Origin of the sequence: Paenibacillus tyrphae (genome assembly GCF_024158745.1) — a bacterium.
Classification (GTDB): domain Bacteria; phylum Bacillota; class Bacilli; order Paenibacillales; family NBRC-103111; genus Paenibacillus_G; species Paenibacillus_G tyrfis_A.
Map to the genome: position 1 here is coordinate 13,739 of NZ_JAMZAW010000025.1, position 26,718 is coordinate 40,456.

22 protein-coding genes are annotated in these 26,718 nt (G+C 56.9%); 12 read left to right on the top strand and 10 right to left on the bottom strand.

Translation table 11 applies throughout. The annotated features are described in order from the left end of the window. Nucleotides 1–4: 4 nt before the first annotated feature. The 4 genes from NI000_RS29165 to NI000_RS29180 form a co-directional block, all read right to left on the bottom strand. Nucleotides 5–4,753 (bottom strand): type I polyketide synthase, encoded by a 4,749-nt coding sequence (locus NI000_RS29165; RefSeq protein WP_253414875.1) that lies wholly within the window; start codon nucleotides 4,751–4,753, stop codon nucleotides 5–7. A 178-nt stretch (nucleotides 4,754–4,931) separates the two neighbouring features. Further along, on the bottom strand, nucleotides 4,932–8,213 hold the full coding sequence (locus NI000_RS29170) for a non-ribosomal peptide synthetase (protein ID WP_253414876.1): 3,282 nt from the start codon (nucleotides 8,211–8,213) through the stop codon (nucleotides 4,932–4,934). Nucleotides 8,214–8,449: 236 nt separating this feature from the next. Further along, the gene (locus tag NI000_RS29175) at nucleotides 8,450–9,037 is read right to left on the bottom strand and encodes a Fic/DOC family protein (protein WP_253414877.1); all 588 of its coding nucleotides are present in this window, start codon (nucleotides 9,035–9,037) and stop codon (nucleotides 8,450–8,452) included. Beyond that, entirely contained in the window at nucleotides 9,030–9,449 is a 420-nt protein-coding gene (locus tag NI000_RS29180) for a type II toxin-antitoxin system Phd/YefM family antitoxin (protein WP_253414878.1), read from the bottom strand. The genes NI000_RS29175 and NI000_RS29180 overlap by 8 nt, the downstream gene beginning before the upstream one ends. Nucleotides 9,450–9,689: 240 nt before the next feature. On the opposite strand from NI000_RS29180, the gene NI000_RS29185 reads away from it, so the two are divergent. From NI000_RS29185 to NI000_RS29200, 4 genes are all read left to right on the top strand, one after another. Next, nucleotides 9,690–10,493 (top strand): AraC family transcriptional regulator, encoded by an 804-nt coding sequence (locus tag NI000_RS29185; RefSeq protein ID WP_253414879.1) that lies wholly within the window; start codon nucleotides 9,690–9,692, stop codon nucleotides 10,491–10,493. Between the two features lie 100 nt (nucleotides 10,494–10,593). Then, nucleotides 10,594–11,556: an ABC transporter substrate-binding protein gene (locus NI000_RS29190; protein WP_253414880.1), complete on the top strand. Its 963-nt coding sequence runs from the start codon at nucleotides 10,594–10,596 to the stop codon at nucleotides 11,554–11,556. Nucleotides 11,557–11,561: 5 nt separating this feature from the next. Next, on the top strand, nucleotides 11,562–12,587 hold the full coding sequence (locus NI000_RS29195) for a FecCD family ABC transporter permease (RefSeq protein ID WP_253414881.1): 1,026 nt from the start codon (nucleotides 11,562–11,564) through the stop codon (nucleotides 12,585–12,587). Continuing rightward, nucleotides 12,584–13,567 carry a FecCD family ABC transporter permease gene (locus NI000_RS29200; protein ID WP_309247944.1) on the top strand — a complete coding sequence of 328 codons (984 nt, stop codon included), beginning with the start codon at nucleotides 12,584–12,586 and terminating at the stop codon, nucleotides 13,565–13,567. Before NI000_RS29195 ends, NI000_RS29200 begins: the two co-directional genes overlap by 4 nt. Before the next feature lie 164 nt (nucleotides 13,568–13,731). Here NI000_RS29200 and NI000_RS29205 read toward each other — a convergent pair whose 3' ends face one another. Beyond that, complete coding sequence (locus tag NI000_RS29205; protein WP_253414882.1) at nucleotides 13,732–13,959, bottom strand: hypothetical protein; 228 nt, start codon at nucleotides 13,957–13,959, stop codon at nucleotides 13,732–13,734. A 58-nt stretch (nucleotides 13,960–14,017) separates the two neighbouring features. Between NI000_RS29205 and NI000_RS29210 the strand changes: the two genes are divergently transcribed. Then, the gene (locus tag NI000_RS29210; protein ID WP_253414883.1) at nucleotides 14,018–14,215 is read left to right on the top strand and encodes a helix-turn-helix domain-containing protein; all 198 of its coding nucleotides are present in this window, start codon (nucleotides 14,018–14,020) and stop codon (nucleotides 14,213–14,215) included. A 352-nt stretch (nucleotides 14,216–14,567) separates the two neighbouring features. Here NI000_RS29210 and NI000_RS36835 read toward each other — a convergent pair whose 3' ends face one another. From NI000_RS36835 to NI000_RS29220, 3 genes are all read right to left on the bottom strand, one after another. After that, the gene (locus NI000_RS36835; protein WP_301292752.1) at nucleotides 14,568–14,699 is read right to left on the bottom strand and encodes a hypothetical protein; all 132 of its coding nucleotides are present in this window, start codon (nucleotides 14,697–14,699) and stop codon (nucleotides 14,568–14,570) included. Between the two features lie 212 nt (nucleotides 14,700–14,911). Further along, nucleotides 14,912–16,111, bottom strand: coding sequence for a macrolide family glycosyltransferase (locus NI000_RS29215; RefSeq protein ID WP_253414884.1), 1,200 nt, complete (start codon nucleotides 16,109–16,111; stop codon nucleotides 14,912–14,914). Nucleotides 16,112–16,304: 193 nt separating this feature from the next. Further along, the gene (locus tag NI000_RS29220) at nucleotides 16,305–16,769 is read right to left on the bottom strand and encodes a YiaA/YiaB family inner membrane protein (protein ID WP_010496663.1); all 465 of its coding nucleotides are present in this window, start codon (nucleotides 16,767–16,769) and stop codon (nucleotides 16,305–16,307) included. Between the two features lie 410 nt (nucleotides 16,770–17,179). On the opposite strand from NI000_RS29220, the gene NI000_RS29225 reads away from it, so the two are divergent. From NI000_RS29225 to NI000_RS29245, 5 genes are read left to right on the top strand one after another with little or no spacing between them, the layout of a single operon-like run. After that, the gene (locus NI000_RS29225) at nucleotides 17,180–18,106 is read left to right on the top strand and encodes an ABC transporter permease (protein WP_253414885.1); all 927 of its coding nucleotides are present in this window, start codon (nucleotides 17,180–17,182) and stop codon (nucleotides 18,104–18,106) included. A gap of 4 nt (nucleotides 18,107–18,110) precedes the next feature. Then, nucleotides 18,111–19,067 carry an ABC transporter permease gene (locus tag NI000_RS29230; RefSeq protein WP_253414886.1) on the top strand — a complete coding sequence of 319 codons (957 nt, stop codon included), beginning with the start codon at nucleotides 18,111–18,113 and terminating at the stop codon, nucleotides 19,065–19,067. A 12-nt stretch (nucleotides 19,068–19,079) separates the two neighbouring features. After that, on the top strand, nucleotides 19,080–20,099 hold the full coding sequence (locus NI000_RS29235; protein WP_253414887.1) for an ABC transporter ATP-binding protein: 1,020 nt from the start codon (nucleotides 19,080–19,082) through the stop codon (nucleotides 20,097–20,099). Next, the gene (locus NI000_RS29240) at nucleotides 20,092–21,051 is read left to right on the top strand and encodes an ABC transporter ATP-binding protein (protein WP_253414888.1); all 960 of its coding nucleotides are present in this window, start codon (nucleotides 20,092–20,094) and stop codon (nucleotides 21,049–21,051) included. Before NI000_RS29235 ends, NI000_RS29240 begins: the two co-directional genes overlap by 8 nt. A gap of 46 nt (nucleotides 21,052–21,097) precedes the next feature. Then, nucleotides 21,098–22,738 (top strand): peptide ABC transporter substrate-binding protein, encoded by a 1,641-nt coding sequence (locus tag NI000_RS29245; protein WP_253414889.1) that lies wholly within the window; start codon nucleotides 21,098–21,100, stop codon nucleotides 22,736–22,738. 163 nt (nucleotides 22,739–22,901) lie between these two features. On the opposite strand, the gene NI000_RS29250 is transcribed toward NI000_RS29245, so the two are convergent. Then, on the bottom strand, nucleotides 22,902–23,195 hold the full coding sequence (locus tag NI000_RS29250) for a DUF6509 family protein (protein ID WP_253414890.1): 294 nt from the start codon (nucleotides 23,193–23,195) through the stop codon (nucleotides 22,902–22,904). A 120-nt stretch (nucleotides 23,196–23,315) separates the two neighbouring features. Then, complete coding sequence (locus NI000_RS29255) at nucleotides 23,316–24,383, bottom strand: branched-chain amino acid aminotransferase (RefSeq protein ID WP_253414891.1); 1,068 nt, start codon at nucleotides 24,381–24,383, stop codon at nucleotides 23,316–23,318. Nucleotides 24,384–24,516: 133 nt separating this feature from the next. Between NI000_RS29255 and NI000_RS29260 the strand changes: the two genes are divergently transcribed. Continuing rightward, the gene (locus NI000_RS29260; RefSeq protein ID WP_253414892.1) at nucleotides 24,517–25,407 is read left to right on the top strand and encodes a LysR family transcriptional regulator; all 891 of its coding nucleotides are present in this window, start codon (nucleotides 24,517–24,519) and stop codon (nucleotides 25,405–25,407) included. Nucleotides 25,408–25,507: 100 nt separating this feature from the next. Next, complete coding sequence (locus NI000_RS29265; RefSeq protein WP_253414893.1) at nucleotides 25,508–26,485, top strand: quinone oxidoreductase family protein; 978 nt, start codon at nucleotides 25,508–25,510, stop codon at nucleotides 26,483–26,485. The last annotated feature ends 233 nt before the right edge of the window (nucleotides 26,486–26,718 follow it).

Here is a 26,718-nt window from a genome sequence, read left to right on the forward strand (position 1 = left end):
CTCCTTACCCCTCGCGGCTTAATAGCTGCATCAGCTCGTCCTGCGGCATATTTTCGATTTCGCTGAGCAAGCGTTCGATTTCGTCCAGCTCCTCCGGCTTGACCTGCGTCTGCGCAATCGATTCGGCCAACTGGGCAATGGTCGGCGACTGAAAAATAACATCCATCGGGATGTCGCCGTGAAACGATTGGCGCAGCCGGGCGACAAGTTGGATCGAAAGCAGCGAATTGCCGCCCAGATCAAAGAAGCTCTGCCGTCTACCGATGCCGGGAATCCCGAACAGCGTCTCCCAGATGGCCGCGATCTTTTGCTCCGCCTCGGTTTGCGGGGGCTCTTGAGGCGCTTCGCCATCCCGGTGCTCGGTGTCCGTCCGGCTATTTCGGCTATCCGAGGCAGCGTGGCCTGCGGCATGCAGCCATCCGCTGCCCACCGCATCGTGAATGCTTTGCGTGGACACGACGGCTTGGGACAGGCCGCTGGCCGCGATGCGCCGGATCGCCTCCAGCCCTTCCGCTCCGGTAATGCCGAATTGCGCTTGCATCTGCAGCATATGCTCCTTGACGTCCGCCGGGAGCTCCGTCTGCTTCCGGACCCAGACGTCGTCCTGCCACATGCCCCAGTTCACGGAGACGGTGCGGCCTCCGGCGGCCGCATGCCACTTGGCGAACGCATCGACAAAATGATGGGACGCACACTGATCCATCAGTCCGACGCCGCCGGTGAACGAGATCGTGCGCGAGAACACGATCATCAGCTCCAGCGGATGGGAGCGCAGCAGCGATTCCAACGTGAGCAGCCCAAGCACCTGAGGCGCAATGACCTGTTCGGACCGCTCCCGGTCGCCCAACTGGATCAAGCCCGAGCCGTACGGCTCCTGGGCGAACAGCACGCCGTGAATCGCGCCGAACCGCCGCTCCGCATCCCGCACAATGTCCCGCAGCCCGGCTTCATCGGTCAGATCAGCGCTGGCGAAGAGCAGAGGATTTCTATTTTGTTCCAGAACGTGAATTCGCTTAATGATCTTGGCCGTATCGTCCGACTCCCCGTCACGCTGCAAGTAATGCTCCCATTCGCAGACGTCCGGGAACGACGCTTCCCCGATCAGCACAAAAGATACCTTCGCCGTCCGGGCGATTTCCTCGCACAGCTGCAAGCCGATTTCGCTTGTGGCCCCCGTCACCAGATACACGCCTCCGTCGCGGAAAGCAGCGTCCGCAGGATCGGCTTCCGGCAGCTTGACCGGTTCGTAGATTTGCGTGAATCGCTGCATCCCCCGGTACGCAACGATCAAGTCCTCTCCCCCATACTCGATCTCCTGAAGCAGCTGCCGGACCAAACGCCCGGAGGAAGCCGAAGCGAGATCGGTCAGACTCACGTCGACGGTGCGCGCCCGAATCTGCGCGTACTCCTGCGGAATGACCCGCAGCACCCCGAGCAAAGTCGCCCGCTCCGGGCTCCGTACCTGCTCGTGGGCGACCCATTGCAGGCTGCCGGTCAGCACGATCAGCTCCGTCTGCTTCGCCGTCGCCTGCATGCCGATCGCTTGGGCCAAATGCATTAAGCTGTAGAACCCGAGCTGCTGCGACCGGGCGTAACGCTGTGCAATGGGGACAGGGACACCCTCCCCCTCCGATTCTGGTTCGACGACGTTCCAGAGGTGGACGACGGCATCCGGGAAGCGCTGCTGTGCCGCCAAAGCATGCAGCAGCTCCTCGTAGGATCGGCCTTGTGCGGGATGGACCGTAAAAACATCCTCCTCCACTTGCCGGAATCCACTGCCTTCGAGCACGGTGATGACATCGTGCCCCTCGCTTTTCAAGCCCTCGCTTTTCAAGCCCTCGCTCAAAGCTTCGGCCAGCCCATACCGGTCGTGGAACAGCAGATACGTCCGCTTGTGCGACGCTGCATCCCCGGAAGCCGGAGGTTGCAGAGGCAGGAACGTTTGTTTCCATACCGGAGTGTAGAACCAGTCGGCCAAGTCCGCCCGACGCTCCTGTCCGGCGACTGCGACCGCATCGGCAGGGACAGCGCGAACCTTCTTCTCCAAATAGTAGCGATAACGCTCGAACGGATACGTCGGCAAAGGCACGCGCCGGCGAACTTTCCCTTCATGCCATGCGGCGCAATCGATATCCGCGCCTGCGGACCACAGCTCGCCCAGCGCCTGAAAGACGCTGGCATACGCGGATTTGCCCGCTGCCGCCGGAGGCAGCGTATTGACCGCCAGCGCCCCGGGCGTCGCGCTCCGGGCGGTTTGTTGCCGGACCAGCGAGGTCAAAGACTGTCCCGGACCGATCTCCAGAAACGCCGTTCTTCCCGATTCCGACAGCAGGCCGATTCCGTCTGCGAAGCGGACGGTGTCCCGCAAATGCCGGACCCAATACATCGGGTCCGTCGCTTGCTCCGCCGTAATCCACGTTCCCGTCACATTCGAGACGTACGGAAGCTGCGGCGCATGCAGCGCAATCCCCCGCATGACACCTGCGAACCGTTCGAGCATCGGCTCCATCATCGCCGAATGGTAGGCGTGCGAGGTCACGAGCCGCTTCGATACGCCGTTCCTGCGGCCAAGCGCCTGCTCCAGCCGTTCGATCGCCTCGAAGGTTCCCGACACCACGCAGGACATCGGGCCGTTCACGGCAGCCACGGACAGCTCCGGGGACGCAGCGCCCAGCAGCTCCCGCACTTCCGCTTCGGACAGCGTGATCGCCAGCATCACCCCGCGGTCCATTTCCTGCATCAGACTTCCGCGTGCGGCGACAGCGGTCAAGGCATCGTCCAAGGTCATGACTCCTGCCAAGCAAGCGGCCACATACTCGCCGATGCTGTGGCCGATCATCGCCTGCGGACGAACGCCCCAAGCCTCTAACTGCTTGGCCAAAGCATATTCAAGGACGAACAGCGCAGGCTGCGTCAGGGCGGTTTGGCGCAGCCGGGAAGCCGCTTCCTCCGCTTGAGACGGAGGCGGATACAGCACATTGCGCAGATCCAAGCCGAGCAGCGGTCGCAGTCGTTCGGCGCACCGGTCCACCTGCTCGCGATACACGGGCGCGGATTCGTATAGCTCGGCGCCCATATAGATGTGCTGCGCCCCCTGTCCGGTAAACATAAAAGTCACGCTCAGCGGCGATTCGCTGCCGCCCGCGGGCTCTTGAGCACCCCGGCCGGACGGCGACGACAGGTCCGCGAGCTTCGCTTTCAATCCGTCCGCGACCGTCCCGGAATCGCGGCCGACCACCGCAAGCCGCCGGGCGAACGTTTCTCTGCCCGCGGCAAGCGTATAGGCCACATCGGATAAGGGAACGTCCCGGTTCGTTTGCAAATAGCCGATCAACCGCTCCGTCTTCCGGCGCAAGGCCGTAGCCGTTTTGGCAGACAAGACGATGACGTTCCAATCGGCGGTCCCGTTCCTGGTTCCGGCCTCCGTCTCCGTATTGGCGAACGCAGCCCCCACCTCCGGATACCGCACTTCCACTAAGGGCGCTTCTTCCAGCACGACATGCGCATTCGTGCCCCCCATACCGAACGAGCTTACCCCGGCCCGGCGGGGATTCCCGTCCGTCATCCATTCCCTGAGCCGGTCGTTCACATAGAAAGGACTGTTCGCAAAATCGATTTTCGGATTCGGCTCCGTATAATGCAGACTCGGCGGCAGCATTTTATTTTGCAGGCACAGCACCGTTTTGATCAGTCCGGCAATCCCGGCGGCGCTGTCGAGATGGCCGATGTTCGTTTTGACCGACCCGATGGCGCAGTACTGCTTCTGGCTCGTAGCCTCGCGGTACGCCTCCGTCAAGGCGGCCACTTCGACCGGATCGCCCAGCGCGGTGCCGGTGCCGTGAGCCTCGATATACGTCATCGTCGCCGGGTCGATCTCCGAGACGGCCAGCGCTTCCTTGATGACCTCGGCTTGCCGCGTCACACTCGGGGCGGTATACCCGACCTTCTGCGCCCCGTCGTTATTGACCGCCGAACCGCGGATCACGGCCAGAATCGTATCCCCGTCCGACACCGCTTCATCCAGCCGCTTCAGCAAGACGGCCCCTGCTCCGTTCCCGACCGCCGTGCCTTGGGACTTGGCGTCGAACGCGCGGCAGCGCCCGTCCGGCGACAGAATGCCCCCTTCCTGGTAGTCGAAGCCTGCCGTTTGGTCCGCTTTGACCGAGACGCCTCCGGCGATCGCCACATCGCACTCGTACGTGAGCAGCGCCTGACACGCCATGTGGACGGCCACCAAGGAGCTGGAGCAGGCCGTTTGCACCGCGACGCTCGGGCCGCTCAGGTTTAACTTGTACGAAACGCGGGTGGCGAGAAAGTCCGGGTGGTTGCCGATACCGATCTGGAACGGTCCGAACGATTCCACAAGCTCCTCATGGCTGAGCACATGCTGGAGATAATCCGAATGGCCGCTGCCCGCATAAACTCCGACCCGCTCGGGGCACCTCGTCGGAGGGTATCCCGCCGACTCCAAGGCCTCGTAGGCGCATTCCAGAAACAACCGGTGCTGCGGGTCCGTCATTTCCGCTTCCCGTGGCGTCATTCCGAAGAAGACGGCATCGAAGTCGGCTGCTTCCTCCAGAATCCCTGCGGCATGGACCCGGTTCTTCTCCGGCTCCTTGAAGGGGATAATCGATTCCTGCCCATCTCGCAGATTGGACCAAAATTGCTCCAAATCGCCGGCCCCCGGAAACCGTCCCGCCATCCCGATAATCGCAATTCCCCGCAGTTCCCCGTCTTTTGCAATCGCTTCCATAAGCTCTTTTACCTCCCTGCTTTTTAAGAGACCGGTGAAAAAGAGGCCGCTGCGCGAGCAGATCGTTCTCCGGTCGCTGTTGTCCCCCGATTCTTCGATTCAATAACCCCTCAGGCGGGTAGAATCCGGAGACAAAGGCGACCGCTGACGCTTCTCCAGAACGATTCCGCTCTCTTCGCTACTTATTTAACGGTCTTCTAAGCCGTTTCTGCCTTTCCATTTCTTCCTTTCGCTGGAATGCTATGCGGTGCGCACTTGTGCTTCTGCCACCGTTTCCGACCACTTCTTCCTCCCCAGCTGTCCCCCGGCTCCGGTTCAAGTGACCCGCCAGCGCACGAATTGTGGGAAACCGGAACAGGTCGACGACGGTCACGGAATCGTCCAGCGCCTCCCTGACGCTCTGATGCACGCGCAGCAGCCGGAAGGAATCACCGCCCAAGTCGAAAAAGTGATCCTGAACGCCCACCCGCGATAAACCGAGCGCCTCTTTCCAGATCTGCGTCAGCACCTCTTCCGCTTGGTTGAGCGGAGCTGCGCTTTCAGTCGCCCCCGACTCTTCGTAGCCGAGCTTGCTTAAAGCCGCCCGGTCCGCTTTGCCGCTCGGCATCAGCGGCAGCCGGTCGACCACGCGGACGAAATGCGGCACCATATACGCGGGAAGCCGTTCCTGCAAATAGGCCCGCAATTCCGCCGTCTGCGGCTTGTCCGCCCCGCCCCTGGCCGGGACCGCAAAAGCAACCAGCCGCCGGCCGCTTCCGTCGTCGTGCACGACAGCCACGGCTTGCCGGATTTCCGGGTGCAGGCCGAGCACGGTTTCGATCTCCTCCAGCTCGACGCGGTGGCCGCGAATTTTCACCTGATGATCGGCTCGCCCGATATATTCCAGACTTCCGTCCGGCAAATAGCGGGCCAAGTCTCCCGTCCGGTACAAGCGGACGGCTCCCGGCACAGGCAGGCCAAGCTCCGCCTCCAAGAACCGCTCGGCCGTCAGCCCGGGACGATTCCAATACCCGCGGGCCAGTCCCGTGCCGCCGATATACATTTCGCCGGTGACGCCCACCGGAACCGGCTTCCGGTTCTCGTCCAGCACATATACCTGCGTATTGGCAAGGGGCCGGCCGATATCCGGCGGCAGCTTGCCGCCGTCGAACGTTCTACCGGTTGCCCACACCGTAGCTTCCGTCGGTCCGTAGGCGTTGATAAAGCGCCGATTGACGCTCCATGCGGCAGCCACTTCGGAAGGACAAGGCTCGCCCCCCGAGATCACCGTCTCCAATGTCCGCAAGGCGCCGATGCTGCCCGGGACTTCCGACAGCATAGCGAGTACGGATGCCGGGAGCATGAGCAGATTGACGGCTTTTTGGCCGATCAACTCGACCAGCGGCTTGCCTGGCAGCATCGCCTCGCGGGTGTCTGCCACAAGCGTTCCGCCGCTGCACAGCACGGGGAAAATTTCCGCCACGGAAGCGTCGAAGCTGCACGACGAAAACTGCAAAATCCTCGTACGGCCGGACAGCCCCAGCCTCTCCTTCATCGCATGAATGAGGTTGCCAAGTCCCCGGTGCTCGATCATGACCCCCTTCGGCTGCCCGGTGGAGCCGGAGGTATAGATGATATAAGCGAGATCGCCCTCCCCGGGCAAAGGCCAGTGAGCCTCCCGTAGCTCTTCAACCGCACCTCCCTGCGCTTCCTTCGGCTCAACAGGAATGACCTCGCATATCCCGCCTGCGACGGTTTGTCCGATCTCCCCTTTGGTCATCAGAAATTGAGCCTGTGAATCGTTCAACATATAAGCGATCCGTTCCGCCGGATAATCCGGATCGACCGGCAAATACGCTCCGCCTGCGCGAAGAATCGTGATCATCGCCGCGATAAGCTCCGCCCCCTTGGGCAACATCACCGCGACGACGCTTTCCGCCGTAACGCCCCGATTCCGCAATCCGTACGCCAACCGGCGCGTCCATTGTTCCAGTTCGCGATACGTCAGGCGCTCTTCCCCGAATTCGACGGCGACCGCATCGGGCGTCCGCAGGACCTGCCCGACGAACAGCTCAGCAAACGTACGCTGCGGTCCGAAATCCCGCTCCGTCCGGTTGAAATCGTTCAAAATCCGCCTCTCCTCGGCTTCCGATAGAAGACGCAGGTCTGCCACGGTCCGCTCCGGATGGGACAGCGCATCGTCCAGCAGCTTCATGTACCGCTCGCCATGCGCCGCGATTTCGTCTTCGCCGAACAGCGCCCGCCGGTATTCGAAATCCAGCCGGTACATACCGGACTCCATATGATCCTTAACGTGAAAAAGCAACTCATCCGCGATCGATCCGCTGAGATGAATTTCACTCGCAACACTGATCTCGTCTTCCTTGCTGAAATTCATCACTTGAAATTCCGTCCCGATATGATACAACGGCCCTGCGTTCGGATGACGCTCTCTCGTGCGGGCCACGAGCTGGTTGTAGGGGTATTTCTGGTGGCGCAGCATGCGGGTATATGCTTTGGCAAGGGCTTGGCAATGGGATGTAAAAGCATGCTGCGGATCGACTTCGTAGCGCAAAGCAGCCGTACCCGCGAACATACCGAAGGTCTGTTTGTCCCGGGGGCTCGTCCGATTCCCGGTTATACTGGCGAGGACAATGTCTCTTTGGCCCGTCATCCGGTACAAATAGGCGTAGAAAAGGGCAAGAAAGAAAACCGAAGGGTTGACCCCGGACTCCCGGCAGAAGGTATCGACACGCTCTCTCCGGCTGCCGTCGATCGCGAACCCGTAGCGGCCGCTTTCCAGGCTCCCCGTCGTCGGATTCCCGGTCCGGGCCAAAGAAACCGGTTCCGGCAGCGTCCGGAACTTGTCATCCCAATATTGACGGTCCTGCGCATACCGATCCGATTCCAGATACGCGCGTTCCCGGTCCATCGCTTCGAGATAGGAAGGCTTCTTTTGAAAATCCCGTGCCTGCCCTCGGGCCAAGCACAAATAAAGGTCTACGATGTCGGCCCCGGCTTGTACGAGAGCGGTACCGTCACCAAGGATATGATGGCATTTGAGATACAACCATGATTCGTTGTCGGAAAGGCGGAGGAAAGCAAAATCATAAAGTCGGGAAGCTTCAAGCGGGTAAGGCTGTCTGGTCGCAGCGTCAATCCACAGGCGTGCCGCTTGATCGGGCGCCTGCTCGTTGCGGAAATCAAGAAGCGGGATGTCGGGAGGATCGTCCGGGCTGATATACTGTCGAGGCATGCCGGGATCGTCCGAAGCTGAGGTTGTGATCGAAAGCCGGATGGAGTCGTTTTCCAAAATAAATTGGGCGACAGCCTTCTTCAATAACTCGGGAGATACGTACGTTAAAATTTTTACGGATAAACCAAAGTTCATGAAACCGGAATCGGGATGCATCTTTTGCATGAACCAAATCCGCTTCTGCGCTTGCGTCAGCGGAAACGTTCCTGAAGGCGTTGCGTTCATTCCTCATCCTCCCTGTCTTCAATACCTCCATGTTCTCCGATGTTCGATTTCATTGTAGCACGCTTGGTATTTATTTGCTATAAATACCTAATATTGAATATAAACCATATTAATGAATTATCAGCCCCTCGAGTCGGAAATGGAAAAAAGGCCAACCAAAGCGTGGCGGCCTATCCCTTTAACATCGGCTTATTTTCGATTGCTTCACCGTACTAATTTTTAACCTTATATAACAATTAGTTCATCTTGTCCAGGCAATGCCCTATGACATCGGAGAGGTCCTGCGTATCTACCTTGGAGCGAATGGAAGCTTGCATGACCAAAGACTTATCCACCCTTGACCAGTTCAGCTGATAACCGGCATTCACGGCGAGCTGACGGATAAATTCCCTCTGCGTACGACCGTTGCCTTCCCGGAATGGATGCAGAACATTGATCTCCGCCATATAATGACTCGCGCGCTTTGCAAAGTCCGCCATCGACAAGTCTTTTAGAAATTTCTCCTCGGCAAGGTCGCGGAACAAATCAGTCGCAGACGATTCCAAGAACTGCGTAGGCGCAAACCGGAAAGTATCTTTCACAATATCTTCCGTCCGGAGCTTACCGGCAAACGGATATACGTCTTGGAAAATATGTTGATGGATGCTTTTTAAATGCGTCAAGTCAAAATTTCCAGGGATCGGCGTTAGAATCAACTGAGCTAATCGGTTTGCGGTCACAATGCTTTCGAAAACCTTCAACTGCTCTTCGTCACGAATTCCTGCATAATTAATCAATGCATCGGTGCCGGGATAGCAATATTTGGATTGGACTAAATCATTCACGGGTCGCGATCTCAAGAGCCGCCTTCAAGAAGTCAGCTTGAGAAACCTCCCCCCTTAGTCGCTTACGGACTAATTCCTGACCATCTTCTGGCACAATAAGCCCTTCGATTGCCAGACTAGCCTGCGCTTGGCGCATCGCTGCATGAATGTTTTTATCCGATTCAGTTGTTTCCGGATCATGACTAAGAGTCCCCTCGCGCTGGAGCTCTCGTTGTTCCAGTTGATTCAAGCGCTGGAACATAGACTCAAACAGCTCATAACTAAGGATAACCGTATCTACATTCCCGTTTTCCGTAATATACTGAGGCAAAGATTTGGCTTTTTTCCGCACTTCGCCGAATTTCTTTGACGCTTCCGAAGAAGAAATCAACTGGTCAACATGGAATGTTGGCTTAAACATAGACGTATCCATCTGATCATCTCCTTTGCCAGTAATAATTACCCTAATTACTTAATTATATCGCGAAGACCCGTAAAAATATACGGAATACTTTACGGATTTCACTTCCCTTTTCGCTGCCCACTCTCCGAACTTTCGCCAGCTCCCCCACCTTCCATCCTCCCCCTCTTGTATCTCCCATGATAAATATGTCAATATCAAGGGTAGCCGGCTTTGCGAAATAAACTTTGACGGGAGAAGGGCTGCGTCTCTATGCATTTTCAACAACTTGCCGCGATGATTCCGGTGTTCGAGACCGTCGAATCCGGCACGGCTTCCCGGCTCATCGACTGTGGCCCGGACAACCACCGGATCATCATTGTCCTCCGCGGACACGTTACTTTATCGGCCCAAAGCCAGGAGCCGGTCGTCGTCACGCAGGGCTTCGCCTGCCATCCGGTGCACGGTCCTTTCGACCTTCAGGTGCCGAAGACGAAGGAGGCCGAGTACGCCCTCATCACCTACCGCGTATTCCCGGAGAGCAGCGCTTGGACGCTCCATGGCCCGCTTCGTACGCACAGCGAAGTGAAGATCAAATACATGCTGGACGAGCTCATCCGCACCGCCGAGGAGATCCGCACCGACTCCGAAGAGGAGGACGCCGTGCAGTTGTTCCGAAAGCGTCTCATTCTGGAGCGGATCTTGTTTATATTTCTGTACGAAACGCACATGAGACAAGAGGAGCCGTCGTCCGACCTCGCTATCAAGGAATCCCTCTCCTATATCAACGAGCACTATATGCTGAAGCTCACGCTCCCGATGCTCGCCCAACGGGCCGGAATGAGCGACGGACATTACACGGTGTTGTTCAAAAAGCATACCGGAACGACAATGACCCACTATTTGCGCCGTCTCCGTATCCAGAAAGCGCAGCAGATGTTTCTGCAAACCCGTCTGCCCGCCAAAGAAATTGCGCAGCGGGTTGGCTTCGCGGACTATTTTCATTTCAGCCGCATTTTCAAGCAGGAAGTGGGCTGTTCCCCGACGGCCTTTCAACGAAACCGGTCCGAAATCTAAAAATATAACATGCCCCATCCTAAAATTGGACATGGCCTAAGAACGAAGATGCGACTACAATAAATTGAGAATAATTATCATTATCATGGGGGATAGCAACATGCATCTTTGGATCAACCGCACACTGCGCACCACCTTGCTGCTCGTCTTCGTCATCGCGCTTGCCGCTTGCGGCCAACCGGCTTCGAATCAAGCCCAACCGGGCCAAACCGGCGGACAATCCGCTGCTCCAAAAGACGAGAAGATCACCGTAGAAGACGCGACCGGAACCGTCACCCTGCCGAAGAAGCCCGAACGCATCGTGACGATGGATTTCAGTTTCACCGATATGCTGGTGACGCTTGGCGTGCAGCCGGTCGGGATTGCCGACGACGGTACGCCCGAGCTGTTCATGGACTCCGTCAAAAGCCAGCTGAAACAATATACCTCCGTCGGGTCCCGCTACGAGCCGAACATTGAATTAATCAGCTCGCTGAAGCCCGACCTGATTCTCGTCGATATCAACAAGCACAAAAATGCGCTGACCCAACTGAAAGCCATTGCGCCGATTCTCGTGCTGAACGATTTTCAAGCCGATTACGACCAAATGCTGAAAAACTACATGATCGCAGCCAAAGCCGTTGGCAAGGAAGAGGAAGGGAAAAAGCGCCTGCAGGAGCATCAGACGAAAATGGAGCAGGCCAAGAAGAAAATCAGCCGCACTGCATCGACCGTACTCCCGGCTGTCGTGAATCCGAAAGGCTTCTTCGCCCACTCGGATCACTCTTACACCGGCTCCATTGTGAAAATGCTGGGCTTCACCGATCCCGTTAAGAACGACGCTGCTTATCCGCAGCTGACCTTGGAGCAGCTTGTCGAAACGAACCCGCAAGTGCTGTTCCTGATGCCTACTGATAAAGTGACGATCGTGAATCAATGGGAAAGCAACCCGCTATGGAAAAAAATCGACGCCGTCGCAGGCAACAAAGTGTTTACGGTGGAACGGCGCGACTGGTCGCTGTCCCGCGGCATGCTCGGATCGGAGAAAATCGCGGAAGATATCGTGAAGCAATTAGGAGAATAACTTGAATGGATCGCACTATCCAACCTATGAAGCAGCAGAGCCGGACCCGGTTTCTGCTCTTCCTTTTTTCTATTTCGATTCTCATCTTGGCCGCGGGATTGCTGTTCAGCTTGAAATGGGGACAGGCTCAAATCTCGTGGCGCACGCTGTATGAAGCACTGACCTATCAAGGCCAGGACAAAAATCATCTCTATATCCAAACGCTGCGCCTGCCCCGCACGCTGACAGCATGCATCGTAGGCATGCTGCTGGCGTTGGCCGGGCTGCTGACCCAGCTCGCCACGAAAAACCCGCTCGCGTCCCCGCATGTGTTCGGCATTAACGCCGGGGCGTCCTTGGCCGTCGTGTTCGGATTGCTGGCGGTTTCGGAGCTGTCGATTATGGGCTCGATGCTGTTCGCTTTTGCAGGAGCGGCGGCCGGGGCGCTGCTGGTCTGGTCGTTGACCGGCAACGAGCATAAGCAGTATGTCCGCTTGGCTTTGGCGGGGATTACGGTTCATTTCCTGCTCGCGTCCTTGACGGAAGGTCTGATTATCCTGAATCAGTATTCGACGGAGAGCATGATCTTCTGGCTCGTCGGGTCGGTGAATCAGGCGGGATGGCCGGAGGTGCGCATGATCCTGCCGTTCTTCCTCGGCAGTCTGCTGCTGCTTGCCGTCATGATCCCTTCCTTCCGCCTGCTGCTGATCGACGATGAAATTGCTGCCGCATTGGGTCAACGGGTCGCGGTCGTTCGAGGCATCGCCGTGCTGCTCGTCCTGCTCATGGCCGGATCGGCGGTCGCGGTATGCGGGCCGATCGGGTTCGTCTGCCTGATTGTTCCCCACATTGCCCGCGCCTTGGTCGGCAGCCGTCTGGGCGTCCTGGTACCGCTCACCGCGCTGCTTGGCGGCTCGCTGCTCGTCTATGCCGACCTGCTCAGCCGCATGATCGCGTTTCCGTTCGAATCCCCCGTAGGCATTGTCACTGCGGTGATCGGCGGTCCGTTCTTCGTTTATTTGGCCCGGCGCAAAGGAGGGACCCACCGGTGAGAAAAGGTATCGCCCTTGGCGCCGCATTGCTGATTATGATCCTGTTAGCCGTGGTATCCGTCGCGGTCGGAGCCGTCTCCGTTCCCGTGCGGGATATCGGACCGAGCTTGTTGTCCGCAAACGGCCCGTTTTATTTTATCGTTCATGAGGTTCGGCTGCCACGGGTGATCGTGGGCATTCTGGCAGGGTTCGGGCTTGCGGTCAGCGGCGTCATTCTCCAAAGCTTGGTCCGCAATCCGCTCGCCAGTCCCGACGTGATCGGGATTACGAAAGGCGCCGGATTGTCGGCGGCGGCGGTCATCTTCCTGTTTCCCCAATCGCCGGGGTACGTCATTCCGGCTGCGGCTTTCGCCGGAGCGATGGGGGCCTTTGTGATCCTCACGCTGCTGAGCCGCAGATTGACGTTAAGCCCTGCGTCTCTGGCTCTGGTCGGCGTAGCCGTCGGCGCCGTCTTTCAGGCCGGCATCCAGTACTTGATCGTGACTCATCCGACCAACGTCAACATGGCGCTGCTGTGGATGTCGGGCAGCCTGTGGAGCCGGGGCTGGCGAGAGGTATTTTCTCTCCTGCCTTGGATCGCCGTGCTCCTGCCGCTCGCCTGGGGGAGCTTTGCGAAGCTGAATGTGTTTCAATTGGGAGATGAGACGAGCGCTTCCCTCGGCTTAAACGTCGTTCGTCAGCGCTTCTGGCTCTTGCTGTTGGCGGTTGCTCTCGCCGGGATTTCCGTATCGGCGGTCGGAGCCATCGGGTTCGTCGGGCTGATCGCGCCGCATATGGCCCGCAGCCTCGTTGGCGGCCGGCATCAGTGGCTCATCCCGCTCGCCGCGCTTATCGGGGCCGACCTGATGCTGCTCGGCGATTGCCTCGGCCGCATTATCGTGATTCCGCGGGAAGTACCGGTCGGGATCATGACCGCGATCATCGGCGCTCCTTATTTCGTCTATTTGCTGCGCAAAGAACGCGTACGGAGGCTGCGGTAATACTTAACCCCTACCTATCGAAGCTATGGCTTGCCATGCTTTGATGTGCAGGGGTTTTCATATGGCGGGACTGAGCATTTTTAGTATTCATTCTGGTTCCCTAAAATGCCCCCCCTCCTGATCGCCTAGAAGCATGGCATAACCTCCGGCTCAAGAATAATTCTTTATTTTAACAAACTGCGCAAATCCATCCCGTCCTTTAAGCCCTGTGTATAAATATGATTTTCAATGACGGCTTGAAGCAAGAGCAATGTCTCTTCATACTGCAACATAGTTTGTTGAAGATCGCTTGGCAGGTATTCTTGTATTTGTATAAAGTGTTGGGTACATTGATTTGAAAGCGTTTTGTAGGTTGAATTTGTTGCCATAAGATATTCCGTAATTTCATTCACACGATGACCAATGAATTGTTGAAGGGAATTTCCTATTGAATTAAACTTGAGAAAGCTCATGGCGGAGCATCGAATCGATGATATATCCGATTTAATGAGGTTATCGGGAATCAGTAGAAATTCGATCAATAAGCTATACCGGGAAACGAATATCGAAACAACAAAGCTAGAAACGTTATTTAAGCTGTGCGATACCTTCCAATGTACCTTGTCCGACTTAATTGAATATGAACCTGAAGGCAAAAAAGAGGCGTAATAAAAGGAGCTTCCCGTGACCAACGGAAAAGCTCCTTTTCGTATGAGTGCAGAATCCTTGCTTCTTTTCTCAAGCACCACGCCCGCTCCGAGCTCGGCAACACGCTCGGCCAGACATAGCGAGACATAGGGAGTTATACGTTGCATGACGTAAAGTGCCGTGATAAAATAAACATAACATCAATGTTATTTAGAAGCTAACTGTATAAGAAAATCGAGTTCACCCGTATACTAAAAAGAGCCTTCACCGCTGGAACGGTAAAGACTCTTAGGACCTGAAAGGCTGTGGATCACCACGGCGCGCTAAAACAAAATCTTTGGTTCAGCGAAACCCACCGTAGGCCGTCAACCTATTATTCGGTGGGTTTTCGCTTGTTACGAAACTTACGACGCGTCCAGCGATAGAGCTTACGGATGCCAAACACAAGGCTTAGCACCGTCACGATCCAACGCAGCACATCATAAAACGCCACAAGGTTGACCATCGGCGTCACCCCCTTTCAGGAGGCTGCACCGTGGTCCGAAAACATCCACCACTATTCATAGTCCATAGAGTCGATTATAACATGCTCGTCTATATTGCTCTACCAAACTTTCAAAGATCTTCCACATGAAGTGAAAAGTAAAAAAAGAGCTTCCCGGATAACACCGGAGAAGCTCATTTGTCATAAGTGCAGTAACCCTTCCTTCCAGCGCCTTACCCCACTTTTACCTGCGAGATATACTTAACGATTTCGTCCGCAGCTTGCCGGGCGCCGCCTACCGAGCGCAGCGATTCGCCGACCCGGGCTGCCGCTTCGCGGTAGGAAGGCGTCTCCAGCACCCGGTTCACCGTATCGCGCAGCAGGTCGGCCGTTAGCCCTGTTTTCTCCAGCGCGACGCCCGCTCCGAGCTCGGCGACACGTTCGGCCACCTTCGGCTGATCGGCCCCTTGCGGGACCAGCACCAGCGGCAGTCCGTGCGACAAGCCTTCGTTCGTGCTGTTCATGCCGCCGTGGGTAACGAATAAACGGGCATGCTGAAGCACTTCAAGCTGCGGCACATAAGGACGGACGATAAAATTGTCCGGGATGGCGCCGAGCGACTCGATCTCGGTCTCCCGGCCGACCGACATGACGATCGTATTGTCGGAACCGCCGAACGCTTTGAAGCAGTTTCGGTAAAAGTTATCGTCCTTGTTGAACGCTGTCCCCAGCGAAATGTAAATGACGGATTTCCCCGCGAGCTCAGGCATCTCGGGCTCTGCCTGCAGACGCGCGGACACGGAAGGGCCTACAAATTTGTAGCTGTCGTCGAAGTCGTCTCCCCTCGGCTGGAACAATCGGGATGTATATACGATCGTCATCGGCTCGGGGTTGAAGAACGCCTCATAAGGCGAGTGGACAACATAGCCATAGTCGCGCCTAAGCTTGGCCGTCAACCGGTCGAAGTCCGCTTGCGCCTGATCGGCCGAACCGGAAGAAGCAGAAGCATCCAGATGCTCTATAAAGCGCTGAAAATGCGCTTCCGTCTGCGCGAAAGACGTGCTGGAGTTAATCGCCGGCAATTGGAGCAAATGAGCCATCAGCCGCCCGCCCCCGAACATGGAGTCGTGTACGATATAATCGAACGGTCTGGCTTTGGCCTCCTCTAGGACTAAGGGAATGAGTGCCTCTGCCCCTTCCAGCATACCGCCCACTCTGCCGAGCAGATGGTTGTCATGCCTCAAGAATCCCTCGAAGAAACGAAAAAAATCGTAGGCCCGCACCTCGGCCCCTACCTTCTCCAAACGCTCTTTGAAATTTTCCGTCGTGAAATAAACTACCTCATTTCCGCGCTGAACCAGCTCCTGCACGACACTTACCGTGGGGTTCACATGTCCTTCCGCCCCGCCATTCATAAATAAAATACGTGCCACGATTCATTCAGCCTCCTTCGCCCTTCGTTGATTTGGAACTATATTCCATATTATCATTTTTTCATCTTAGATGGGAAATGCCAAAGGATTCATGTTTCGTCGCCCAAATCCGGGAAGCCGCCGCCGGCTCAACATTGTACAAAAATCAGAAAAACCCGCCTGTGTGCAGACGGGTTAAAATATCGCTATGAAATTAGCCATTCATATTTTGATTATCCAAAATCTCTTTGTCCTCGGCGTTATCGCGGGTAACCTTTTGCACCCCGATCGCACTATAGGAAATCAGCAGCATAACGGCAATGTAGTAGCCTTTTACGTTCAATTCGAACGGCGCGTTAAACAAACCGATGAAAAACATAGCGAATCCGATGACCAACCCTGCGACTGCCATTCCTGTGAAAGCGGGAGTGTTACGCATACGATGCTTTGGATTTTCGCTTCTTAGCTCCTTGTCCTCGGCATTGTCCCGGACCACCTTCTGGGTCGCAATACTTGTGATGATGATTAAGAACATGCATAACAAGTAGTACCCTTTTACGTTTAATTCCCAATCCGCATTGTAGATGCCGAGACAATATAAGAATATGCCTGCGGCCAGTGCGAAGTACGAAGCTGCGGTAAATGCTGCGGTGTTACGTTTTTGATATTTTGGGTACATGGGCGGACACTCCTCTTGAGGTTACGAACGACTAGTACGCGAATCTTTAGTTCGTCGTTAGAATTGGTTGTCTTTTACAGATATATTAACTTACCGATTACCATGTGAAAAGGCTTATTTTCGTCTAGTACTTCATTTATTTTCACTTCACGATGGATGCCCGGATGAAAAAGCAAGCGATTACATTTTATGAATTATCCATAGGTTGAATATAAATTGTAAAAAAGCTTATGAAATCTGGCAAAAAAAACGATAAAAAGTGGTTGACAAGAAATTTTATTTCCAATAATATCAATACCATGCTTTATAACCAAGTATTCAAGTAAGAATAATGCACAAAATCCCAGTATTCCGTTAGATTTTATTTAAAATGACTTGAGCGAGAATGAGCAAGCAAGGAGGCTTTTTCCATGTATGTGGTCCGGCGGATGGCGACGATGGTCATGACGTTGTGGATTATCGCGACTTTAACTTTTTTTCTGATGCATCTGATTCCGGGAGATCCGTTCGCGGCCGATTCGCAGATGCTGCCGCCGGATGTGCTGGCGAATTTGCGGGCCAAGTACCATCTGGACCAGCCGCTTTTCCGGCAATATGTGCTGTATTTGCAAAATCTGATGCAATTGGACCTCGGTCCGTCCATCCAGTCCAAATCGAGCAGCGTGAACACGCTGATTGCCCGAGGCATCGGCCCGTCCGCTTTGATCGGCCTCCAGTCGATGCTGATCGCTCTTACGGCCGGGGTGGCCCTGGGCATCGTTTCGGCGCTGCATCGCAACAAGCTTCTCGATTATTTGTCGATGTTCGTGGCCATTATCGGGATTTCGGTGCCGAGCTTTATTTTGGCTCCGCTGCTCATTAAGTACATCGCGGTCAATCTGCACTGGCTGCCCGTCGCCTCGTGGGGAACGTGGCAGCACAGCATTCTGCCGTCGATTGCGCTGTCGCTGGCGCCCCTTGCGATTATTGCGCGGTTCGTCCGGGCCAGCATGCTGGAGGTGCTCGGCCAGAACTACATGCGGCTCGCCGAAGCGAAGGGGCTGTCGGACTGGACGGTCGTGATCAAATACGGGCTGCGCAACGCTCTGCTTCCGGTGCTTACGTTTATCGGACCGCTGTTCGCCTCTCTGATTACGGGCACGTTCGTGGTGGAGAAGATTTTCGCCATTCCGGGGCTGGGCAAATATTTTGTGGACAGCATCTTTAACCGCGATTATCCGGTCATTATGGGGACGACGATGTTTTACAGCTTCGTGCTGGTCGTTACCTTGTTCCTGATCGATCTGTCCTATCGGGTCATCGACCCGAGAATCAAGCTGACGAGTAAGGGAGAGTAGACGTATGAACGACCCGGTATTGGCGCCAAGCGAAGCGCAGGACCGTTTGTTCCGCCCGGTGGACCGCAGCCGCTTCGAGCCGCAGACGCAGCGTCCGAGCCTCGGCTACTGGCGCGAGGTGTTTCTCAAGCTGGCGAAAAATAAGCTAGCCCTGCTCGGACTGACGCTGCTGCTTGTGCTCGTCACGCTGGCAATCATCGGCCCGCAGCTTGTGCCGTACAGCCCGAGCAAGCAGTCGCTCACCGAAGGGAACCTGCCGATCTCCGGCAAGCACTGGTTCGGCACGGATGATCTCGGCCGCGATATGTGGGCCCGGACGTGGCACGGGGCGCGGGTGTCGCTGCTGATCGGCGTCGTCGCCGCCTTGATCGATCTGGTCATCGGCGTCGTGGTCGGCGGGGTCGCCGGATATATGGCCGGAAGAAGCGCGCTCGGCGACCGGATCGATAACTTTTTGATGCGGATCGTGGAGATTTTGTACGGCGTTCCGTACCTGCTGGTGGTCATTCTGCTCATGGTGGTCATGCCGCCGGGGCTCGGAACGATTATTATTGCCCTCACCGTCACCGGCTGGATCGGGATGGCCCGGCTCGTCCGGGGGCAGATTCTCCAGCTTAAGCAGCAGGAATACGTGCTGGCGGCGCGTAAGCTCGGCACTTCGCATTTTCACATTGTGCGCAAGCATCTGCTCCCGAACGCGATCGGCGTCATGATCGTCAACCTGACGTTTACGATTCCGAATGCGATTTTTGCCGAGTCGTTTCTCAGCTTTCTCGGACTCGGCGTCCAGGCGCCGTCGGCCAGCTGGGGCACGATGGCAAATGACGCGCTCAGCGTCGTACTTAGCGGACAATGGTGGCGCATTTTTTTCCCGGGGCTCATGATCTCGATCACGATGCTGGCTTTCAACACGCTCGGCGACGGACTCCAAGATGCCGTCGACCCGAAAAATCGAAGCTAAGGAGGCGGCCGGATGGACCCCGTCTTAAGAGTCAGTCAGTTAAAAGTTTCGTTCCCCACGTACGGAGGCTCCGTGCAGGCCGTTCGCGACGTGTCCTATGAGGTCGCCTCCGGGGAAACGCTCGCGGTCGTCGGAGAAAGCGGCAGCGGCAAGACGGTGACGGCGCAGGCGATCATGGGCATGATCTCTCCACCGGGGAAAATGACGCAGGGAGAGGTCGTGTTCCAAGGGCGAAAGCTGAACGGCCTGTCGGCCCGGCAGTGGAAAAGCGTGAGAGGTAAAGAGATCGCGATGATCCCTCAGGACCCGATGACATCCCTAAATCCGACTATGCGCATCGGACAACAAATTATGGATGGGCTGCTGCGGCACGAGAAGCTGACCAAGCCGCAGGCGGCGGAGCGTGCGGCCGAACTGCTGCGGCTGGTTGGCATCCCGGACCCGGAGAAGCGGCTTCGCCAGTATCCGCACGAATTCAGCGGCGGCATGCGGCAGCGCGTGGTCATTGCGATCGCGCTGGCCTGCAACCCGGCGCTGCTGATCGCCGACGAGCCGACGACGGCGCTGGATGTGACGATCCAGGCGCAAATTCTGGAGCTGCTGCAAAGCCTGCAAAACCGGCTTCGCACGTCGATCATCATGATCACGCACGACCTCGGGGTCGTCGCCGAGATGGCGCACCGCGTCGTCGTCATGTACGCGGGCCTGGTTGTCGAAAGCGGCACGGTGCAGGATATTTTCTCGCAGCCGAAGCATCCGTACACGTGGGGGCTGCTGCAATCGATCCCGAAGCCGCACACGGGGCAAAAACAAAGATTGATCCCCATCGAGGGCGCGCCGCCGGATTTGTTCGACCCGCCGAAGGGCTGTCCCTTCGCGGCCCGTTGTCCGTACGCGATGGAGATTTGCGTCGAGCAATTGCCCGCGGAGGAGAAGCTGTCGGACACGCATACGGCGCGGTGCTGGCTGAACGACAGCCGGGCGGACGGCGTCCGGGAGCTTGTGGCAGCAGGGAGGGACGGGCATGTCTGATTATTTGGTGGAAGTCCAAGACGTCAAGAAGCATTTCAAGTCCGGCGCGAATCAGGTCGTCAAGTCGGTGGACGGCATTTCCTTCGCCATCCGCCGGGGCGAGACGCTGGGCCTAGTCGGCGAAAGCGGCAGCGGCAAGTCGACGCTAGGCCGGACGATCGTCGGCCTCTACGAGGCGACCGAGGGGCAGGTCCGCTTCGAGGGCAAGCCCCTTGCGGGCCACACGCGCGAAGAGCGGAGGGCGTTCGACCGGCGGGCGCAAATGATTTTCCAGGACCCGCACGCCTCGCTGAACCCGAAGATGAAGATCGGCGACATCATCGCCGAGGGCATCGACGCCTACCGCTTGGCGCGGGGCAAAGTGCGGCAGGAGCGCATCGTGCAGCTTCTGGAGAAGGTCGGCCTGCGCGCCGAGCACGCCCAGCGGTTCCCGCACGAGTTCAGCGGCGGGCAGCGGCAGCGCATCGGCATTGCGCGGGCGCTGGCCGTCGAGCCGAGCTTCATCGTGGCGGACGAGCCGATCTCCGCGCTGGATGTGTCCATTCAGGCGCAGGTCGTCAACCTGCTGGAGGATCTGCAGCGGGAGGAGGGTCTGACCTACCTGTTCATCGCCCACGACCTGCATATGGTTCAGCATATCAGCAACCGCATCGGCGTGATGTACTTAGGCAAAATGATGGAGCTGGCCGGCAGCGACGAGCTGTTCCGCGAGCCGCTTCATCCGTATACGCAAGCGCTCATGTCGGCGATCCCCGTCGCCGATCCGTCGCAGCGAGGGACGCGGGAACGAATCGTCCTGCGAGGCGATCCACCGAGCCCTCTTCACCCTCCCGGTGGCTGCCCGTTCCATACGAGATGTCCCGCTGCCCGGGAACTTTGCGCAAGCGAACTTCCCGCATGGAGAGAGGTGAAAGAAGATCACTGGGTCGCTTGCCATTTGGTTGAAGGTTGAACCTCTTACATAGCTTGCAGATTCGGATAAAAGGAGAATGGGAGACATGAAAAAATTCGCATTAACCGCCGCCGCGCTTCTTATCGCCGCCTTACCGGCGCTGGCCGGATGCAGCAATACGCAGGATGCGGCGAAGCCCGAAGGCGGAGCGGCCCCATCGGCGGGCGGCGCAGGCATCAAGCAGGAAATTCGCGCGAACCTGTCCGGGGAGCCGTATACGCTCGATCCGGCGATTGCTACGGACAACACGTCGTTCAAGGTCATCAATTCGTTGTACGAAGGCTTGTATACCTTCGACAAAAAAGGCGAAGTGGTTCCGGGCAGTGCCGCCAAGGTCGACATCTCGCCCGACGGCAAAACGTACACCTTTACGCTGCGCGACAACCTGAAATGGTCCAATGGCAAGCCCGTCACGGCCAAAGATTTCGAGTACTCCTGGAAACGCGTGCTGAACCCGCAAACGGCAGCGACCAACGCCTTCTACCTGTACTACATCAAAGGCGCCGAGGAGTACAACAAAGGCAAAGGCACCGCCGAGCAAGTCAAAGCAACCGCCAAGGACGACAAGACGTTCGTGGTCGAGCTGAACGCGCCGACCAAATTTTTCCCGAAGGTCGCCGTCAATCCGGTGTTCCTGCCGGTGTATCAGCCGACGGTGGACGCGAACAAAAACTGGGCGGCCGAAGCGAAGGATATCGTCTCGAACGGCGCCTATACCGCCTCCAAATGGGAGCACAATACCAGCCTCGTCCTGGAGAAAAACGACAACTACTGGAACAAAGACGACGTGACGATGCAAACGATCAACTACAAAATGATCGGCGATCAGAACACGTATTACCAAATGTTTAAATCCGGCGAGCTGGATCTGATCGATACGCTTCCCATCGACGTGCTGGCGCAGGAAAAGTCGAACAAGGACTTCACTTTGCAATCGGACTTCTCGACATACGTGTACACGTTTAACGTGACGCAGAAGCCGTTCACCAATGCGAAAATCCGCCGCGCCTTCGCTCTTGCGATCGACCGCGAGTCGATTGTGAATAACGTATCCAAAGGCGGACAGAAGCCGGCTTACGGACTCGTAGCCGAGGGGATTAAGACGCCTGCCGGCAAAGATTTCCGCGAGGAACGGCCTCCGTACTTGAAATTCGATGCCACCGAAGCGAAAAAGCTGCTGGCCGAAGGCTTGAAGGAAGAAAACTGGGCGACGCTGCCCCCTGTGACGCTGAAGTACAACACGCAGGACGGCCATAAGAAAATCGCGGAAGCGCTGCAGGCGATGTTCAAAGAAAACCTCGGCGTAGACGTCAAGCTGGAAAACCAAGAGTGGAAAACGTATATCGATACGTTCAAGCAAAGCAATTTCCAGATCGCCCGGATGTCTTGGTCCGGAACGTTCCTGGACCCGCTCGCGCTGCTGGACCTGTATCTCGGAGGCAGCCCTAACAACCAGACGAAATGGGTCAATCCGAAGTATGACGAGCTTCTGACGCAGGGCAAGACCGAGCAGGACGAGAACAAACGTTTTGAAATTTTGCATCAGGCTGAAGATCTATTTATGCAAGATCTTCCGGTCATTCCCATTTACTTCGCCTCAAAAAACTACTTGAAGTCGAAAAACTTCGAGATTCCGTTCGTGCCGAATCAGGAGCCGAACCTGCGCTGGGCGAAGAAGATTTCGTAATCGCCGCGAAGCCGGGTCATGCCCGTCGAGCTTGGCTCTAAGGAAATTCCCCCGATACCTTTAAACCGTCTAATGAAGGCGGCTCGAAGAGCATCGGGGGTTTTTCGCTTGCAAAAGAAAAAGCGCCGACGTTGTTACGCCGCGCGCTTTTTCCTTGCATTTTTTATTCCGTTTCCCCGACATGCTCCTCGCAGAAAGCTTTTACCGCTTCCAGCTCGTCGTCTTCCAATTCAAAATCGAGCAGTTGCTCTGTCGTCCGCTCGAAAATTTCGTGCTTCACGATGCTGGCTTGGTCCCCATCCACGCCGTAAATGACGCGGACATATAACCCCTGCTCGGAGTACAGCTCGTCATCCTCTTCAACTTCGATATCCAGTATAAACTCGTACCGTTTGCCGGACAAAATGCCGAACGGATCTTTCACCAGCTCTACGCTGTAACCGGTAATGGTGAACATGGTATCATCCTTTCTCAACCGCCGAACCTTTATTCCGAACCTTTATATTATACACGAAATTCAGAGAAAGGCCTTATGCAGCCGAGAAATGAACCATAACCATTTCATGCCGTCCCGAGTTTACACCTGCACCATCCAGCCGAGCTTATCTTCGAGCTTCCCGCTCTGAATGCCGGTGAGCGTCTCGTACAGCTTCGCGGACAATTCGCCGGTCTCGCCGCCGTTGATGACCAGCTTCTCGCCGCGCCAGTTCAGCTCGCCGACCGGGGAGATGACCGCTGCCGTTCCCGTGCCGAACGCCTCCTCGAGCGTACCTGCCCGGTGCGCTTCGTACAGCTCCTCGATGCTGACCGGCCGCTCCTCGACCGGAACGCCCCAGCTTTGCAGCAATTGAATCATCGAATCGCGCGTGATCCCTTTCAGGATACTGCCGTTCAGCGCCGGGGTAATGACCTTCCCGTTTACTTTGAAAAAGACGTTCATGCTCCCGACTTCTTCCACGTACTTCTTATGCACGCCGTCGAGCCACAGCACCTGCGAATACCCTTCCAGCGCGGCTTCCTCCTGCGCCTTGAGACTTGCGGCGTAGTTCCCGGCCGTCTTCGCGCTGCCCGTTCCGCCAGGGACGGCGCGGACGAATTCCGACTCGACATGGATTTTGACCGGACGAATGCCTTCGGCATAGTACGCTCCGACCGGCGACATGATGATCATGAAGATATACCGTTTCGAAGCGGCAACGCCCAGTACGGGCTCCGTCGCAATGATGAATGGACGAATATACAGCGAGGTACCCTCGACTTCCGGTACCCACTCCCGGTCCGTCTGGACCAGCTTCTTCAAACCTTCCAGCGCCAGCTCCTCGTCCAGGTTCGGAATGCTCATCCGGTCGTTCGAATGGTTCAAGCGCTTGAAGTTTTGATCCGGACGGAACACCAGAATGCGTCCGTCCGCGGTACGGTACGCTTTCAGCCCTTCGAATACCGTCTGGCCGTAATGAAACACTTTTGCCGCCGGGTCCAAGCTAATCGACTGGTACGGCACGACGCGGGGAGAATGCCACCCGCGGCCTTCCTCATAATCCATCATGAACATGTGGTCCGTGAATGCGGTTCCAAACCCGATTCGGCTTACATCGGGCTTTTGTTTTGGGGCTTGAGTCAGCTCCACTTCGATAGTAAGGGCCATTCTTCGCATCTCCTCTTCAAAGATATATTCTTATTGTATTAGTTGAATGGTATCAGTTCTTCCGATATATTGAAAATATCTGTTTTATTGGAGAACGATACCTTGAAGGTATGAATGAAGGGAGCGACCCGAGATGGACTTGCGTCAGCTGAGATACTTTTTGGCGATTGTGAAGGAAGGGCAAATTACGCGCGCGGCCAAGGCGCTGAACATGGAGCAGCCCCCGCTCAGCCGGCAGCTCAAGCTGATGGAGGAGGAGCTCGGGGTGACCTTGTTCGACCGGGACGGCAAACGGCTGCGGCTGACCCATGCGGGAGAACTGCTGCGGCAGAAGGCGGAAAGCCTGCTGCACCAGTTCAATGAATCGATGCAGGAAGTGAAGGAGCTGGACGAGAGCGTCCAAGGCGTGCTATCCATCGGCGCCGTCGTCTCGTGCATCTCGCTTCTGCCCCAGCGCATCGAGACGTTCCGGGAGAAGTACCCGGAGGTCACCTTCCGCATCTGGGAGGGCGATCATTTCCTACTCGGGGAGCAATTGGAGAAGCGGAGCGTCGAGCTGATCGTCGCCCGGCTCCCTTTCGAGGCTTCCTCCGAGTCGCAGTCGTATGCGGTACGACCGCTGCCGTCCGATCCGTTCGTCGTCGTCATCCCCGGCAAGTGGCTGCCGGACCCGGCGCAGGAGACGATCCGCATGCAGGAGCTGGCGGACTTCCCGTTTCTGACGCTCAAAACGGACCGGACGACCGGCATGCACGACCGGGTGGTCACCGAGTGCCGCCGTCACGGCTTCGAGCCGCGCATCATCTGCGAGTGCTCCAGCGTCGCGGTCATCATCGCGATGGTCGCAGCCGGCCTCGGAGCGACCGTGCTGCCCAAGTCCGTCATGACGGCGTTCCCTCTTCCGTCGATCCGGACGCTTCCGCTGGCCGATGCCGATTTTCAATCCGACGTCGGCATTCTGTGGCTGAACAACCGCTATTTGTCCAGAACCGCCCGCCGCTTTATCGATCATTTTCTCGAGTAGCCGCCTGACTGCCTTCGTCCCACCCACCCCAAAAAAAGGAATTTTCGGGCGGTCCGGCGAAGTCTTCCTTGTCATCTGCCCACAGAGGAGGAAGCAAGCCATGAAAGCCATTCAGGTAACGCAATTCGGCGGTCCGGAGCATATGAGCTACACGGATGTCGATAAGCCGAGCATCGGCCCGAACCAAGTGTTGATCCGCGTGGAGACGACCAGCGTCAATTTTGCCGATATCAAGTCCAGATACGGGAAAAAGGGCGGGACTCTTCCGTTCATTCCGGGACTGGATGCGGCGGGGACGATCGAGCAGATTGGGTCCGAGGTCCGGCAGCTGCAGGTCGGACAGCGCGTCATCGCTTTTCCTCATCACGGCTCTTATGCCGAATATATCGCGCCGGACGAAAATCTGACGTTCGCCATTCCGGACAGCCTTAGCTTCGATACGGCGGCCGCCTGCCCGATCGTTTCGTTCCTTTCGTATAAGCTGCTCGCGGACATTGCCAGACTGGAGCCGGGCGAGACCGTCCTGATCCACGCGGCGGCAGGCGGCGTCGGCACGACGGCCATCCAGCTGGCGAAGCTCCTGGGCGCAGGGAAGGTGATCGGAACCGTCGGCAGCGAGAGCAAGGCGGGCATCGCATTGGAGGCGGGCGCGGATCATGTGCTCTCTTACGAGCAGGGGGATTTTGCGGCGAAGGTCAACGACCTGACGAACGGGGAAGGCGTAAACGTCGTTCTGGACTCGATAGCAGGAACCGTGACGGAGCAAAGCCTGCTCTGCCTGGCTCCCTACGGCCGTCTGGTCCATTTCGGCAATTCGGGCGGTCCTGCGGGAAACATTAAAACCTCGGACCTGCACGCGAGCTGCCGTTCTGTCCTCGGGTTCAGCTTGGGCACGACCCGGAGTAAGCGTCCCCACCTGCTGCGCGGCGTCGCCGAGCGGGTGCTGCCGTACTTGGCCGACGGGCGCCTGACGATCAAGATCGGCGCACGCTTTCCTTTGGCCGAAGCCGCCAAAGCCCACGAGTGGGTGGAAAGCCGCCAAAGTACGGGGAAAGTTCTGCTCAACGTCAGAAGCTAACACCACTTGCAGCTAAGCATACGGCTCGATTCACAGACCCATGTCACCTGACGCGTGGCGAAACACTTATACACAGACTTATGCACATATTATCCACGTTATCCACAAATCGTGAAAAATTACACTTGCCCTAACCATGAAAAAGATCGTCTTCCGCCAACCTTTGCGGCCGGAGACGATCTTTTTGTTGTTGGTGAAAATCAAGCTTTAGACTGACAGCAACTTATTCAACT